We start from the raw sequence: 15,515 nt of genomic DNA, 5'->3' as shown, positions 1-15,515 counted from the left end.
CGCTCAGGCCGGTACCCGGACGCCCGCCAGGTTCTCCAGCGTGCGGCGCGTGCTGGGGCCCACCACGGCGGCCCAGTCCTCCGGGGTGTCGGCCAGCCAGCGGGCCATCCGGGCCGCGAAGCCGGGCACGTGCCGGCCCAGGTCGACCAGGCCGCGGTCGAAGCGGGTGGCGCCCTCGGGGGTGCGCACGAGGAGCAGGCCGGTGCGGTGCACGAGCCCGCGGGCCTCCTCCTCCCCGCCCGCGCCGTGCTCCGCCGCCGCGTGCAGGACGGCGTCCAGCACGGACGGTTCCTGCTCCCGGGCGAGCAGCAGTTCCAGGAGTTCGCGGCGCAGCGGGCGGGAGGCGGGGCTGCCGGGGGCGGCGAGGACGGTGGCGAGGGCCGCGCGGAGCGGCTCGGGGGCGTCTTCCAGCAGGCCGGTGACCAGGGGCAGCAGGACGGGCCGGGTGGTGGGGCCCTGGGCGAGACGGTGGTCGATGTGGGAGGCGATGTGTCCGGCGGTGGCCGGTCGCAGCCGGACGGCCTCCTGGAGCAGGGGCGCGACGCGGAGGGCCAGGGCGGGTGTGGTGACGTCGGTGAGGGTGCGCAGCGCCTCCACGGCGTCCTGGCCGCGGAGGCGGGTGCGGAAGGCCTCCAGGACCGGTTCGGGGTGGGTGGTCAGGGCGGGGGCCAGGGCGCTCGGCGGGAACTGCGGGTCGCCGTCGGCGAAGTGCCGCAGGGCCGCCGCGAGGTGTGTGGCGCGGGTGTGCGGGTCGCTGACCAGCAGGGCGAGGGCGCCGCCGTGCAGGGTGCGGTCGGCGGGGCGGGCCAGCAGGGCGAGGGCGGCGTAGCGCAGCAGCTCCCGGTCGGCCTCCGAGCGGACGTGGGACGCGGCACGCAGACCGTGGGTCACGGCCGCGGCCCGGCGGGCGGGGCGTTCGTCGTGCGCCCAGCGGTCGACGGCCCGGCAGACGGCCGACGGCTCGTCCTCGGCGAGCGTGGCGAGCAGTTCGTCGGCGCGTCGGTGCGGGCTCGCCACCAGGAGCTCGGTGAGCCCGTCCAGCGCGCCGTGGCGGTGGGTGTGCAGCAGCGCCTGCGCGGCGGTCGCGACGGTGGCGTGCGGGGTCGCGGGCAGCGGCCGCTCGTCGTCGAACCAGCACGTCAGCCGGGGCTGTACGACGGCGGGTGCGGCGGAGAGCAGCCGGGCGACGGCGTCCAGGTAGCGTGCGCCGACCTCCGGGGGCGCCTGGTCGGCCAGGACGAGGCGGCGCAGCAGGTCGAGCCGCTCGGTGTCGTCGAGCGGCAGTTCGGTCCAGAAGGCCGGACCGAACTCGGCCGGCACGGGCCGGCGCGCGCGGCACCGGCCGACGATGCGGTCCGCGAGCAGCCGCAGCACCTCGGTGTACGGCGTGGCGTCCGGGACCTGGAGCAGGGTGCGGGCGAGCAGCCGGGCGGCCCACCAGGACACGGGGTCGCAGTCCAGGGCCTCCGTCAAGTCCCTGAGGCGGTCGGCCAGTTGGTGGGTGCCGTGCTGCCGGGCGAGGAGCAGCAGGGCCTGGACGACGGGTCCGACGCGATGGTGCGGTACGGGCACGGTGGCGCTGTCCCGCGCGGCACGGGGGCGGTGCACCAGGGCCCGCAAAGCCTCGTCGAGGTCGAGGTGCGTGCCCTGGAGCCAGTCGGCCAGCTCCTCGTCCGCGAACCGGTAGCCGCGGCCGGCCGGGACCAGGAGGCCCTCGGTCAGCACGGCGGACGCCCAGCCGGCGCCGCCACCGAGCCGGGCCGGGGCGGGGCCCCAGGGGAACACCGCCTCGAAGGAGGCGCGGTCCAGCTCGCCCTGTCCGGGGCCGAGGCTGCGCCGGGCGGCCTCGTGCACCTGCCCGGCCACCCGGGCGGCGAGCCGGCGTACGGCCGTGCCTCGCAGACCGCTCTCCACGGCGAGCCGGACGGCGATGCGCAGGCACATCAGGTCGAGGTGGGCCGCGAACACCTCGTGCCGGTCGACCGGCCCCGCGACCTGCGTCTCCGGTGCGGCGGCCCGGACCTCGGCCAGCATCCGGAGGGTGAGCGGATGCCGGGCGTCCCGATCGGAAAGGGCACCGTCCGGAATCCCGTACCGGACACGCGCCTGCCGGGCCTCGTCCTCCGTCAGGTCGGGAAGCCGCAGACAGGGCGGGAGCGGGATGACCGCGGGGGCGGCGTCGGCCATGTCAACGGGCCCGACGGAGCGGACACTCCCGGGAACAACCTCGGAATCGACAGCGGCCCCGGGGGGCACGTGAGCGGCGGAGGCCACGGGCGGGAGGGGCGCCGCGGAGACGGGGGCCGTAAAACGGTCCGCCGGAGCCGTGGATGCGAGAGGCACTGCGGAGCCGCAGGGCACGGCCGGGGGGACGGGGGCCGTGACATGGTCCGCCGGAGCCGCCGGAGCCGTGGACGCAAGAGGCGCTGCGGAGCCGCAGGGCACGGCCGGGGAGGCCGGGGTCGTGAGACCGGCGGGATCTGGAGAAACCTCGGAAGACATCGCACCGGCGGGAGCCTCCTGTTGGGCCGTAGGAGACGTAGGAGCCGCCGGCGGCGGAGCCGGGGAAGGAGCAGCAGGTTCTTGGGCAAGCGCCCCATGGCCGAAAACCACCCCAGCCTGCCCAGTCACCCCGCTGTTCGCACGATGCCCGCTACCCCCACCGTGCCCGGAAAGGTCCGGCCTCGCTGGGGCGTACAGCTCGGCGGTGGGGAAGTGTGTGCCCGCGCGCTCCCAGTACTCCTCCCGGCAGGCCACCACCAGGCGTGCTCCGGTCTCGTGCAGCCAGGTGGCCGTTTGCCTGGTCCACTCGGGCAGGCGGTGGGCGAGGACGGGGGGCATCTCCTCGGGGCCGTCGAGGAGGAGCAGGAGGGGACGGCCCGAGCGGGCGGCCACCCGGGCCAGGTGCCCGGGGCTGAGGTCCCCCAGGGCTTGCGGGTCGACGGAGCGGGCGGCGGCGACGATCCGGGCGGCCCGTTCCAGGGAGCGGCGGGCCGCGTCGGCCACGGAGTCGTCGGCGTCCTCCAGGTCGGCGCCGCGCAGCCACAGCGTCGGGGCGGGCCGCTCGTCCCGGGCCCGGCGGGCGGCGAGGGCCGCGAGTTCCGTCGTACGACCGCTGCCCGGAGCGCCGACCAGTCCGAGCACGGTCCGCTCACCGTCCGTGAACTCGGCCAACGCCCGTGCGACACCGTCGCGTCGCACCGGCTCCACGATGCCGGCGAGGAAGCCCTGCGGGCCGTCCTGGCCGACCGAGGTGGCGGTCAGCTGCAGGATGCCGGCCAGGTTGAGGTCGGCCCCGTAGGCGGGCACGGTGGCCGCGTTGCGGGCGAGCAGTTCGGCGAGGGGGCCGGCCGCGGCCCGCAGCGGCACCGCGAAGCCCGTGTCGCGCCGCGCGGAGTGCAGGGCGGTGCCCAGGACACCGAGGACGGCGCCGGTCTCCGCGTCGAGCACCGGTCCCCCGGCCGCGCCGCCGCCCAGCCGCAGCGCGTCCCGGCCCGCCGTGCCGATGGCCAGTTCCAGCGCGTCCTTCAGGACGTGGAAACGGTCGGTGGCGGTGTACGTGACCTCGGTGGCGGCCAGCACCCGGGCCTCCCGCCAGCAGCCCGCGGGAATCCGCACGTACGTGCCGGAGTCGATCCGCTCCCGCACGGTCAGCGGCAGCGGCTCCAGGCCCAGGCCCTCGGTGCGGACCAGGGCCAGGCCGAGGTCGGGCAGCGGGGTGACGGCGTCCGCGGCGACCAGACAGGTACGGTCGCCGCCCGCGGACTGCAGCACGAGCCGGGGCAGGCCGTCGACGGCTTCGTGGCCGGTGAGCAGGGTGCCCTGGTGATCGGCGAGGAAACCGACGCCTCGCGGGCGGCCGGCGAGGTCGCGGAGCTGGACCAGCGCGGGCCCGGGGTGCGCCCCAGGGTCGGCGGTCACGTCCGAGAGACCTGCCGTACCGGCGCCGCCGACGGTGCCGGTGCTGCCGCCTGTGGTGTACCCGGCCCCGGCGGTACCTGTGGTGTAGCCGGTGGCACCCGTGGTGCCACCGTCGCCCGTACGGCCCCGGACAGACCCTCGCGAGCCGTTCGCCGTCTCCGGCGCGCCGTCCGTGGCCGCACGGCGACCGCTTCCGGTGCGCGGGCCCCGTCCCGCCATGGCCGTACCTCCCCGCCCGTCCCCGTGTGCCCTGAGATCCGACGGTAGGCGCGTGATGATCGGCGGGACAGATCGCGTGGCGAACGCGCCCCCTTCCGCTCCCCTGGTTCACTCCGAGCGCCTGCCCGGACGGGTGAATAGGAGGGAGCCGCTGGATAACCCTAGGGGTGGGGGAACCGAGGGGGGACCGTGGAGCGGCGGCAGGGGCTCACCCCGTGGCCGGCCGCCGCTCCACGGGCAACACCCGCGTGCGGGTCGCTCAGCCGAAGACGGCCAGGCTCTTGGCCTTGCCCTTGTGCTGTTCGACGAGCGCGAGGAGACGGCCGTCGGCGTCGAACACGGCGACGGGACCGGCGCCCGCGTACTCGTCGGGCATCTCCAGCCGGACGCCGTTCAGCAGCAGCCGGGCCCGCCGCGCGTCGACCTGCCAGCGCGGGAACGCGGCCCCGGCGGCCTCCGCGATCGGCATCACCGTCAGCTCCTGCTGGAGCTCGTCCAGCGTCTTCGCCGTATCGATCCTGTACGGTCCGACGCGCGTCCGGCGCAGCGCGGTGAGGTGGCCGCCGACACCGAGGTCGGCGCCCAGGTCACGGGCGAGGGCGCGGATGTAGGTGCCGGAGGAACAGACGACGGAGACGACCAGGTCGAGGACCGGGGTGCCGTCCTCGGCGACGGCGTCGCGGACGTCGTACACCGCGAAGGAGGAGACCGTCACCGGCCGGGCGGGGATGTCGAAGTCCTCGCCCTCGCGGGCCCGCTTGTACGACCGAACGCCGTCGATCTTGATGGCGCTGACCTTGGACGGCACCTGCATGATGTCGCCGGTCAGCTTGGCGATCCCGGCGTCGACGGCGTCCCGGGTCACCTTGGAGGCGTCGGTGGACGAGGTGATCTCGCCCTCGGCGTCGTCGGTGAGCGTGTTCTGGCCCAGGCGGATGGTGCCCAGGTACTCCTTCTCCGTGAGGGCGAGGTGCCCGAGGAGCTTGGTGGCGCGCTCGACGCCGAGGACCAGGACGCCGGTCGCCATCGGGTCGAGGGTGCCCGCGTGGCCGACGCGGCGGGTCCTGGCGATCCCGCGCATCTTGGCGACCACGTCGTGCGAAGTGAAGCCCGACGGCTTGTCGACGATGACGAGGCCGTCGGGCGTGGTGTGCTTCTGGGTCATTCCGCGGCGTCGCCGTCCGTCTCGTCGTCCGCCGGCTTCCGGTACGGGTCCGCGCCGCCCGCGTAGTCGGCGCCCGCGGAGGCCTCGCGGACCTTCGCGTCGGACTGCCGGGCCTTGTCGAGGAGGTCCTCGATGGTCCGGGCGGTGTCCGGCAGGGCGTCCGCGACGAAGGTCAGGGTCGGCGTGAACTTCACACCGGCCGCGCGGCCGACCTCGGAGCGCAGGATGCCCTTGGCGCTCTCCAGGCCCGCTGCGGCGGCCTTCCGCTCCTCGTCGTCGCCGTAGACCGTGTAGAAGACGGTCGCCTCCCGCAGGTCACCCGTGACCCGGGTGTCCGTGATGGTGACGTGCGAGCCGAGCCGCGGGTCCTTGATCCCGCGCTGCAGCTTCTGGGCCACCACCTCCCGGATGAGGTCCGCCAGCCTTTTCGCCCGCGCGTTGTCGGCCACTGGTCCGTCTCCCGTTCTTTCTTCTGCTTGCGTTCTGTGGTCTGGTCGCCGTTGGTCGTCGTCAGTCGTCCTCACCGTGGAAGCGGCGTCGGACCGACAGCAGCTCCACTTCGGGGCGGCCGGCGACCAGCCGTTCACACCGGTCCAGCACGTCGGTGAGGTGCGCCGCGTCGCCGGAGACCATGGCGAGGCCGATGACCGCTCGCCGGTGGAGGTCCATGTGGTCCACCTCTGCCGCGCTCACCGCGTACTTCCGCTGGAGTTCGGCGACGATCGGGCGGACGACGGAGCGCTTCTCCTTCAGCGAGTGGACGTCGCCGAGGAGGAGGTCGAAGGACAGAGTCCCCACGTACATGTGTGTAGCCGGTTAACCCGCCGGTACGGGATCGATGGCCCCGGGTCCGTGTGGTCGGGGACATCAAGAACGGTACCGCGTACCCGCCGGTGGCTCGACAGGGTTTCCCGGCACCGTCGGCTCCGGGGGGAGCCCCCGGAACGGCGCGCTGGCCGGCGGGACCGAAGTCCCGCCGGCCAGCACGAACCGTTGGCGATTACGCCCGCGGCTTCTCGCGCATCTCGTACGTCGCGATGACGTCGTCGACCTTGATGTCGTTGAAGTTGCCGAGGTTGATACCGCCCTCGAACCCTTCGCGGATCTCGGTGACGTCGTCCTTGAAGCGACGCAGACCCTCGATGTTGAGGTTCTCCGCGACCACCTTGCCGTCCCGGATGAGGCGGGCCTTGGTGTTGCGGCGCACCTCGCCGGAGCGGATGAGGACACCGGCGATGTTGCCCAGCTTGGACGACTTGAAGACCTCGCGGATCTCCGCCGTACCGAGCTCGACCTCTTCGTACTCCGGCTTGAGCATGCCCTTGAGGGCCGCCTCGATCTCCTCGATCGCCTGGTAGATGACCGAGTAGTACCGGACGTCCACGCCCTCGCGCTCGGCCATCTGCGCCGCGCGGCCGGCCGCGCGGACGTTGAAGCCGATCACGATGGCGTCGGAGCCCATCGCCAGGTCGATGTCGGACTCCGTGACCGCACCGACGCCGCGGTGCAGGACGCGGATGTCGACCTCTTCGCCGACGTCCAGCTGGAGCAGGGAGGACTCCAGCGCCTCGACCGAACCAGAAGCGTCACCCTTGATGATCAGGTTCAGCTGCTGGACCTCGCCGGCCTTCAGCACCTTGTCCAGGTCCTCCAGCGACACGCGGCGCGTGCGCTTGGCGAACGCGGCGTTGCGCTCACGGGCGGCGCGCTTCTCGGCGATCTGACGGGCCGTACGGTCCTCGTCGACCACCAGGAAGTTGTCGCCCGCACCCGGGACGTTGGTCAGGCCCAGGACCTGGACCGGCGTCGACGGGCCCGCCTCGGCGACGTTGTTGCCGTTGTCGTCGAGCATGGCGCGGACTCGGCCGTAGGCGTCGCCCACGACCATCGTGTCGCCGACCCGCAGGGTGCCTCGCTGGACGAGGACCGTCGCCACGGCACCACGGCCGCGGTCGAGACGGGACTCGATGGAGATGCCCTGCGCGTCCTGGCTCGGGTTGGCCCGCAGGTCGAGCGAGGCGTCCGCGGTGAGGATGACGGCCTCGAGGAGGCTGTCGATGTGCAGACCCTGCTTGGCGGAGATGTCGACGAACATGGTGTCGCCGCCGTACTCCTCGGCCACCAGGCCGTACTCGGTCAGCTGACCGCGCACCTTGGTCGGGTCGGCGCCCTCGACGTCGATCTTGTTGACCGCGACCACGATCGGCACGTCGGCCGCCTTGGCGTGGTTCAGGGCCTCGACCGTCTGCGGCATCACACCGTCGTTGGCCGCCACCACGAGGATCGCGATGTCGGTCGACTTCGCACCACGGGCACGCATGGCGGTGAACGCCTCGTGACCCGGGGTGTCGATGAAGGTGATCTTGCGCTCTTCGTCGTTGACCTCGGTCGCGACCTGGTAGGCACCGATGTGCTGGGTGATGCCGCCGGCCTCGCCCGCGATGACGTTGGTCTTGCGGATGGCGTCGAGCAGTCGGGTCTTTCCGTGGTCGACGTGACCCATGACGGTGACGACCGGCGGACGGACCACCAGGTCCTCCTCGTCGCCCTCGTCCTCGCCGAACTCGATGTCGAAGGACTCGAGCAGCTCGCGGTCCTCCTCCTCGGGGCTGACGATCTGAACCGAGTAGTTCATCTCGTCGGCGAGGAGCTGCAGGGTCTCGTCGGAGACGGACTGCGTGGCGGTGACCATCTCGCCGAGGTTCATCATGACCGCGACGAGGGACGCCGGGTTGGCGTTGATCTTCTCCGCGAAGTCGGTGAGCGACGCGCCGCGGGAGAGACGGATGGTCTCGCCGTTGCCGCGCGGCAGCATCACGCCGCCGACGCTCGGGGCCTGCATGGCCTCGTACTCCTGGCGACGCTGCCGCTTCGACTTGCGGCCACGACGCGCCGGACCGCCGGGACGGCCGAAGGCGCCCTGCGTGCCACCGCGGCCACCGGGACCGCCGGGACGGCCACCGAAGCCGGGACGGCCACCGCCGCCACCACCGGGACCGCCGCCGAAGCCGCCGCCACCGCCACCGGGACGACCGGCGAAGCCGCCGCCACCCGGACGGGCACCGCCACCACCGGGACGACCGGCGAAGCCGCCGCCACCGGGACGACCGCCGCCGCCGGGACGACCGGCACCGGCCGGACCGCGACCGCCGCCACCGGGGCCGGGGCGCGGGCCGGCAGCGGGACGCTGCGGCATCATGCCGGGGTTCGGACGCGGACCGGCCGGGCCGGGACGCGGACCGCCCTGCGGGCGGGGCATGCCGGACGGCGACGGCCGGGGACCGCCGGGGGCCTGCGGACGCGGACCGCCGCCCTGGGCGCCGGGCGCCTGCGGACGCGGACCACCGCCGGGCGCACCGGGACCACCCGGACGCGCGCCCTGCGGACGAGGCGCCTGCGGGCGGGCCATGCCGGTGGAGCCACCGGAGGTGAAGGGGTTGTTACCCGGACGCGGACCGGCCGGACGGGCACCCGGGCGCGGGGCCTGGCCGCCGGGACGCCCACCCTGGCCCGGACGGGCCGCCTGGCCCTGGCCGGGACCACCGGGACGGCCGCCACCGGGCTTCGGCGCGCCGGGACGGGCGCCCGGACGCGGACCCTGCGCGGCCGGGGCCTGCGGGGCCTGTGCGGCCGGCGGAGCGGTGAACTCCGGGGCGGCCGGGGCCGGACGCGGCGCGGGCTTCGGACCCGGCACCGGACGAGGGCCCGGGGCCGGTGCGGACGCCGCGGGAGCCGACGGGGCAGCGGGCTGCTGGGCAGCCGGCGCCGTCGGAGGCTTGGGGGCGGCCGGCTTCGGGGCAGCCGGACGGTCCCCCACCGGCTTGGCGCCGTGGGGGGTACCCCCAGCCTGCGCCGGAGAGGGCGCGGCGGGCCTGGGGGCTGCCTTGCGCGGGGCGGGCTTGCCGGCGGACTTGCCGTTGCCACCGCCCTGGAAGGCGTCGGTCAGCTTGCGTACTACAGGCGCTTCGATGGTCGAAGACGCCGAACGGACGAATTCACCGAGTTCCTGGAGCTTGGCCATGACGACCTTGCTCTCAACTCCGAACTCCTTGGCGAGTTCGTAGACCCGGACCTTAGCCACTTCGCTCCTTTGAGGTCCGGGTGAAGCCGGACCGTCGCTAGTTCATGGGCGTACTCATCGCGTACTCATCGAGTGCTCATCGCAATCTCGACCTGCTTTCGACTCGCGAGGTACCAGGCCGCACGGGGGGTTCCGTGCGACACGTCTTACGGTGTTGCCTGCTCGGCAACTGTTGTCTGCTCGACGTATCGGCGCAACGCCTTAATGTCGAGCGGCCCCGGGGCGCGCAGTGCCCGCGGGAACGCCCGGCGGCGTACCGCCTGGTCGAGACAGACCAGGGCGGGGTGTACATAGGCACCCCGGCCGGGCAGCGTACCGCGAGGATCGGGGGCGCATGCGTCCTCGATCCTCACGATCCGCAGCAGATCGTTCTTGGCCGCCCGCTCCCGGCACCCCACACAGGTGCGCTCAGGGCATGCCCGGGCGTGCGTCCGGCCAGACACAGTTAAGTCTACCTCCCCGTACCGACCTCACCCCTTCGGGGGAAAGATCGAACGGCTGTTGTCGTAAACCAAGCGACATGCGGCTTGGATCTATTCCCGGAGTCGCCCGGTCACGCGGCGTCACCCGGCGTCACTCGGCCACCTGCTCGGTGTCGGGCCGGATGTCGATCCGCCAGCCGGTGAGCCGGGCGGCGAGGCGGGCGTTCTGCCCCTCCTTGCCGATCGCGAGCGACAGCTGGTAGTCCGGCACGGTCACCCGGGCGGAGCGGGCGGCCATGTCGACGACCTCCACCTTGCTCACCCGAGCGGGTGACAGGGCGTTCGCCACCATCTCGGCCGGGTCGTCCGACCAGTCGACGATGTCGATCTTCTCGCCGTTCAGCTCGCCCATCACGTTGCGCACCCGGCCGCCCATCGGGCCGATACAGGCACCCTTGGCGTTCAGCCCCGAACGGGTGGACCGCACGGCGATCTTGGTGCGGTGACCGGCCTCACGGGCGATCGCCGCGATCTCGACCGACCCGTCGGCGATCTCCGGCACCTCCAGGGCGAAGAGCTTCTTCACCAGGTTGGGGTGCGTACGGGAGAGGGTGACCGACGGTCCGCGCACGCCCTTGGCCACCCGGACGACGTACGACCTCAGGCGCATGCCGTGCGGGTAGGTCTCACCCGGCACCTGCTCCTGCACCGGCAGGATGGCCTCCAGCTTGCCGATGTCGACCAGCACGTTCTTCGGGTCGCGGCCCTGCTGGACCACGCCGGTGACGATGTCGCCCTCGCGGCCCGCGTACTCGCCGAGCGTCGCGTCGTCCTCGGCGTCGCGCAGCCGCTGCAGGATCACCTGCTTGGCGGTGGTGGCGGCGATACGGCCGAAGCCGGACGGGGTGTCGTCGAACTCCCGCGCCTCCTGCCCCTCCTCCAGGTCCTCGGGGTCCTCCTTCGCCCACACGGTCACATGCCCGGTCTCCCGGTTGAGCTCCACGCGCGCGTGTCGGCGGCTTCCCTCGGTGCGGTGGTAGGCGATGAGGAGGGCCGACTCGATCGCCTCGACCAGCAGGTCGAAGGAGATCTCCTTCTCCCGAACCAAGCCCCGCAGGGCGCTCATGTCGATGTCCACGGCTACGCCTCCTCCTCTTCCTTCATGTCCTTCGTGTCCGCCTGGTCCTTGCGGTTGAACTCGACCTGCACGCGCGCCCTCTCGATCTCCGGGAAGCCGAGCCTGCGGCTGGTGGCCTTGCGGCCCTTGACGCCGGGGACCTCGACGTCGAGACCGTCCTCGTCGACCTTCAGGATCCGGGCGACCAGCTCGCCGTCCTCGGCCAGCTGGAACTTCACGAGCCGGTCGGTGGCGCGCACGAAGTGCCGGCGCTCGGTGAGGAGGCGCTCCGCGCCGGGGGTTCCGACCTCCAGGTCGTACGCCGCGTCGCCCATCGCGTCGGTCTCGTCGAGCTTCGCCGAGAGCGCACGGCTCACATCGGCGATGGCGTCCAGATCGGCTCCGGCGTCGGAATCGACGACCACACGCAGCACCCGCTTGCGTCCGACGGAGTCCACGGCGATCTCTTCGAGATCCAGTCCCTGGGAGGTGACGAGCGGTTCCAGCAGCTCTCGCAGCCTCTCGCTCTGGGTGGTGCTCATCCGGGTGACTCCTCGGCCGCGTGTGCTGTTGTGGGATGGGTCGCGTGTCTGGTCAAAGGGTATCCGGTCGCAGGGAGTGTTGCCGTCCACCTGTGGACAAGCCGGGACGATCCCTGTGGACGGACCGGGCCGAGCAGGGACGACCGGTGCCGGTGAGTGGCGTGGGACGGGTGCGCGGGTACGGTGATCACGGGCGTGCCGCCCGACCCCCCTTCCGGTCTCCCCTCCGTACGAGTTCCCCGAGGACGTCTGCAGTGCCGTACCCCTCGCCGCCGCGCACCCCCTCGGGTCCGCGCAGAAGATCCCTGCTCGCCTCGGCCGCCGGCGCCGCCCTGCTGGTGGGCTGCTCGGCCGAGCCGGACACCGGCGCCACCAAGGGCCCGTCGGCGACGGACCTGGCACGCGCGCGTGCGGCGCGGGACAGCCGGGGGCTGCTGGAGCGGTACGACGCCGTCCTCGCCGCGCATCCCGGGCTCGCCGGGCGGTTGCGCCCGCTGCGCGCCCAGGTCGCGGCCCACGTCCGGGCGTTCACGGACGCCACGGCAGCCACGCCCGCCAGGACCTCGGCCTCCCCGTTGCCCGTCCCGGCCGCCGAGAAGGACGCGCTCGCCGGCCTGGCCACCGCCGAACGCACCCTCGCCGACTGGCGCGCCAAGGACCTGCTCGACGTGCCGGGGGAGCTGGCGCGGCTGCTGGCGTCGGCGGCGGCGGCCGGGGCCACGCACGCGTACCTGCTGACGAAGGGAGCGAAGTGAGCGACCAGGCGAAGTCGGCCGAACTGACCGCGCTGCAGGCCGCGCTGGCGGCGGAGCACGCGGCGGTGTACGGCTACGGCGTGGTCGGCGGCCAGATCGGCGCGGCGCGCAGGGCCGAGGCACGCGCGGCGTACGACGCCCACCGGGCGCGCCGGGACGCGCTGACCCGCGATGTCCGCGACCTGGGCGGGCAGCCGGTCGCCGCGAGCGCCGCGTACGCGCTGCCGTTCCCGGTGCCGGACTCGCCCGCCGCCGTACGGCTCGCCGCCCGCCTTGAGGAGCGGGTGGCGGACGTGTACGCCGACGTGGTGCGGGCGGTGACGGGCACCCGGCGCGGCTCCGCGGCCGCGGCCCTGCGGGAGGCCGCGGTGCGCGCGGTGCGCTGGGGCGGGGAGAGCGTAGCCTTCCCTGGGCTCGCCGAGCGGGCCGAGCAGCCGGCGGGCGCGGCCGGTGCCACGCCGTCGGCCTCCGCCTCGGTGTCACCGTGATCCGGGTGACCCGGTGAGAGCCCGTACGACACGGACTGGAAGGGAACGACTCGCGCATGGCTTTCGAACCGCCGCCGCGCCTGGTGAAGGCGCTCGGTGAGACGGCACCGGCCGGGGACGACTGGCTGGCGCAGCTGCCCGCGATCGCCGAACAGGCCGTCGCCACGCGCGAGTTGACCGTGGAGCGGGTCCAGGTGCCGGGCGGCCGCAGCAGCCTGGTGGTGCTGGTGCGGCAGGCCGACGACACCCCGGCGGTGCTGAAGCTGGCCCCGCCCAGGGCGCGCCCGGAGAGCGAGCGGGCGGCGCTGGCGCACTGGGGCGGGCTGGGCGCCGTACAGCTGCTGGAAACCGGTGCGGGGGACGGCGCGCTGCTGCTGGAGCGGCTGCACCCCGACGTGTCCGTGCGGTCGCTGCCGGAGGCGAAGGCGCTGCTGGAGGCGGCGGGCGCCCTGCGGCGGCTGTGGGTCGAGCCGCCGGCCGGTCCCGTCTTCGAGACCGTCGCCGAGCGCACGGGACGGCAGGCGGCGGCGATGCGGGCGGGCGCGGAGGCCGACCCCGACATGGCGCCGCTGGTCGACGCGGCGCTCGCGGCCCGCGAGGAGCTGGTGGCCGCGCCGCCCGAGCACCGGCTGCTGCACGGTACGTTCCGGCAGAGCAAGGTGCTGGCCGGGGACCGGGTGCCGTGGCTGGCGGTGGGCCCCGACCCGGTGGTCGGTGAGTCCGCGTTCGATCTGGCGCGGTTGGTGCGGGACCGGGTGGAGGACCTGATCGCGGCGCCGTCCGGCGCGAGTGCCGTCCGGCGGCGGATCAAGCGGCTCGCGGAGTCGCTCGAGGTCGATCAGGAGCGGTTGCGGGGGTGGACGTTGTTCCGTGCGGTGGAGTCCGGTGTGCGGGCGTTCCGGGTGGGGCGGCCCAAGGACGGGGAGCTGTTGCTGGAGTTCGCCGGGTGGCTGTGAGGGCCACGGGCGAAGCCCCCTGAGACCGCCGCGGGTCTCAGGGGGCTTTCCCTGTCGTCGAGGGGCTTGCTCTGTTACGCCGTCAGACGGGCGATCGCGTCCTCGACCGAGAGTTCCTCGCGCTCGCCGGTCTTGCGGTCCTTCAGTTCCAGGACGCCCTCGGCGGAGCGGCGGCCGGCGACCAGGATCTGCGGGACGCCGATCAGCTCGGCGTCGGTGAACTTCACGCCCGGGGAGACGCCGGCCCGGTCGTCGACCAGGACGCGGACGCCCGCGGCGGCCAGCTTCTCGGCGACGTCGAGGGCCAGCTCGGTCTGCAGGGCCTTGCCGGCGGCGACCACGTGCACGTCGGCCGGAGCGACCTCCTTGGACCAGACCAGACCCTTGTCGTCGGCGCTCTGCTCGGCGATGGCCGCGACCGCGCGGGAGACGCCGATGCCGTAGGAGCCCATGGTGACGCGGACCGGCTTGCCGTTCTGGCCGAGGACGTCGAGCTTGAGGGCGTCGGTGTACTTGCGGCCGAGCTGGAAGATGTGGCCGATCTCGATGGCGCGGTCCAGCTTCAGGCCGGTGCCGCACTTCGGGCAGGGGTCGCCCTCCTGGACCACGACGACGTCGACGTACTCGTCGACCTCGAAGTCGCGGCCGGCGACCACGTTCCTGGCGTGGGTGTTGTCCTTGTTGGCGCCGGTGATCCACGAGGTGCCGGGGGCCACCCGCGGGTCGGCGAGGTACTTCACCTTCTCACCGAGGCCCTGCGGGCCGACGTAGCCGCGGACGAGGTCGGGGCGGCCGGCGAAGTCGGCCTCGGTGACCATCTCGACGACGGCCGGGGCGAAGTGCGCCTCGACCTTGCCCAGGTCGACCTCGCGGTCGCCGGGCACGCCGACGGCGACGATCTCGCCGTCCACCTTCACCAGCAGGTTCTTCAGCGTGGCGGAGGCGGGGACGCCGAGGGAGGCGGCCAGGGTCTCGATGGTCGGGGTGTCCGGGGTGGGGATCTCCTCGAGCGCGGGCACGTCCGAGGCGTCGACGGGCTGCAGCGCGTAGGTGATCGCCTCCGTGTTGGCGGCGAAGTCGCAGTTCGGGCAGTCCGCGAAGGTGTCCTCGCCGGCCTCGGCCGGGGCCAGGAACTCCTCCGACTTCGAGCCGCCCATGGCGCCGGCGGTGGCCGCGCAGATGCGGTAGTCGAGGCCGAGGCGCTCGAAGACGCGCTGGTAGGCCTGGCGGTGCAGGGCGTAGGACTGGGCCAGACCCTCGTCCTCGAGGTCGAAGGAGTACGAGTCCTTCATCAGGAACTCACGGCCGCGCAGGATGCCGGCGCGGGGGCGGGCCTCGTCACGGAACTTGGTCTGGATCTGGTAGAGGATCACCGGCAGGTCCTTGTAGGACGTGCACTGGTCCTTGACCAGGAGGGTGAAGATCTCCTCGTGGGTGGGGCCGAGGAGATAGTCGCCGCCCTTGCGGTCCTTGAGCCGGAACAGCTCCTGGCCGTACTCGTCCCAGCGGCCGGTCGCCTCGTAGGGCTCGCGCGGCAGCAGCGCGGGGAGCGTGACCTCCTGCGCGCCGATGGCGTCCATCTCCTCGCGGACGATCCGCTCCACGTTGGAGAGGACCTTCTTGCCGAGGGGCAGCCAGCTCCAGATGCCGGCGGCGGTGCGGCGGACGTAACCGGCGCGGACGAGGAGCTTGTGGCTGAGGACCTCGGCGTCCGCCGGGTCGTCGCGCAGCGTCTTCGCCATCAACTGGGACATGCGCTGGACCGGTGCGTTGGCCATGGTTCTCGTACTCCTGCCGGGTAAGGGTGATGGCAAGGAGGTTAGCCGGGCTCGCTGCGGGGGTGGAAATC

General features: G+C 73.6%; 12 protein-coding genes. 3 read left to right on the top strand and 9 right to left on the bottom strand.

Annotated elements, in window-relative coordinates:
- Positions 1–3 precede the first annotated feature (3 nt).
- From AB0D93_RS16805 to rimP, 8 genes are all read right to left on the bottom strand, one after another.
- Positions 4–4,140, bottom strand: a complete 4,137-nt coding sequence (locus AB0D93_RS16805; RefSeq protein ID WP_362119811.1) for a hypothetical protein — start codon at positions 4,138–4,140, stop codon at positions 4–6.
- Positions 4,141–4,399: 259 nt separating this feature from the next.
- Positions 4,400–5,305, bottom strand: a complete 906-nt coding sequence (gene truB / locus AB0D93_RS16800; RefSeq protein ID WP_362119809.1) for a tRNA pseudouridine(55) synthase TruB — start codon at positions 5,303–5,305, stop codon at positions 4,400–4,402.
- Positions 5,302–5,754 (bottom strand): 30S ribosome-binding factor RbfA, encoded by a 453-nt coding sequence (gene rbfA, locus AB0D93_RS16795; RefSeq protein WP_362119807.1) that lies wholly within the window; start codon positions 5,752–5,754, stop codon positions 5,302–5,304. The genes truB and rbfA overlap by 4 nt, the downstream gene beginning before the upstream one ends.
- Before the next feature lie 61 nt (positions 5,755–5,815).
- Positions 5,816–6,109, bottom strand: coding sequence for a DUF503 domain-containing protein (locus AB0D93_RS16790; RefSeq protein ID WP_030216812.1), 294 nt, complete (start codon positions 6,107–6,109; stop codon positions 5,816–5,818).
- Positions 6,110–6,305: 196 nt separating this feature from the next.
- Entirely contained in the window at positions 6,306–9,386 is a 3,081-nt protein-coding gene (gene infB, locus AB0D93_RS16785; RefSeq protein ID WP_362119804.1) for a translation initiation factor IF-2, read from the bottom strand.
- Positions 9,387–9,532: 146 nt separating this feature from the next.
- Positions 9,533–9,829 (bottom strand): YlxR family protein, encoded by a 297-nt coding sequence (locus AB0D93_RS16780; RefSeq protein WP_362119802.1) that lies wholly within the window; start codon positions 9,827–9,829, stop codon positions 9,533–9,535.
- Between the two features lie 130 nt (positions 9,830–9,959).
- Positions 9,960–10,946 (bottom strand): transcription termination factor NusA, encoded by a 987-nt coding sequence (nusA, locus tag AB0D93_RS16775; protein WP_362119800.1) that lies wholly within the window; start codon positions 10,944–10,946, stop codon positions 9,960–9,962.
- Positions 10,947–10,948: 2 nt separating this feature from the next.
- Positions 10,949–11,467 carry a ribosome maturation factor RimP gene (gene rimP / locus AB0D93_RS16770; RefSeq protein WP_362119798.1) on the bottom strand — a complete coding sequence of 173 codons (519 nt, stop codon included), beginning with the start codon at positions 11,465–11,467 and terminating at the stop codon, positions 10,949–10,951.
- A 254-nt stretch (positions 11,468–11,721) separates the two neighbouring features.
- Between rimP and AB0D93_RS16765 the strand changes: the two genes are divergently transcribed.
- Genes AB0D93_RS16765 through AB0D93_RS16755 form a run of 3 tightly spaced genes read left to right on the top strand, consistent with a single transcriptional unit; the run spans position 11,722 to position 13,666 of the window.
- Complete coding sequence (locus AB0D93_RS16765; RefSeq protein WP_362119796.1) at positions 11,722–12,222, top strand: hypothetical protein; 501 nt, start codon at positions 11,722–11,724, stop codon at positions 12,220–12,222.
- Positions 12,219–12,710: a ferritin-like domain-containing protein gene (locus AB0D93_RS16760; RefSeq protein WP_362119794.1), complete on the top strand. Its 492-nt coding sequence runs from the start codon at positions 12,219–12,221 to the stop codon at positions 12,708–12,710. Before AB0D93_RS16765 ends, AB0D93_RS16760 begins: the two co-directional genes overlap by 4 nt.
- A gap of 56 nt (positions 12,711–12,766) precedes the next feature.
- Complete coding sequence (locus AB0D93_RS16755; RefSeq protein WP_362119792.1) at positions 12,767–13,666, top strand: aminoglycoside phosphotransferase family protein; 900 nt, start codon at positions 12,767–12,769, stop codon at positions 13,664–13,666.
- A 74-nt stretch (positions 13,667–13,740) separates the two neighbouring features.
- Here AB0D93_RS16755 and AB0D93_RS16750 read toward each other — a convergent pair whose 3' ends face one another.
- Positions 13,741–15,444: a proline--tRNA ligase gene (locus AB0D93_RS16750; protein ID WP_362119790.1), complete on the bottom strand. Its 1,704-nt coding sequence runs from the start codon at positions 15,442–15,444 to the stop codon at positions 13,741–13,743.
- Between the last annotated feature and the right edge of the window lie 71 nt (positions 15,445–15,515).

The sequence above is a fragment of the Streptomyces sp. NPDC048191 genome, from assembly GCF_040652655.1.
Classification (GTDB): domain Bacteria; phylum Actinomycetota; class Actinomycetes; order Streptomycetales; family Streptomycetaceae; genus Streptomyces.
This window is presented reverse-complemented; position numbering and strand designations above follow the sequence as displayed.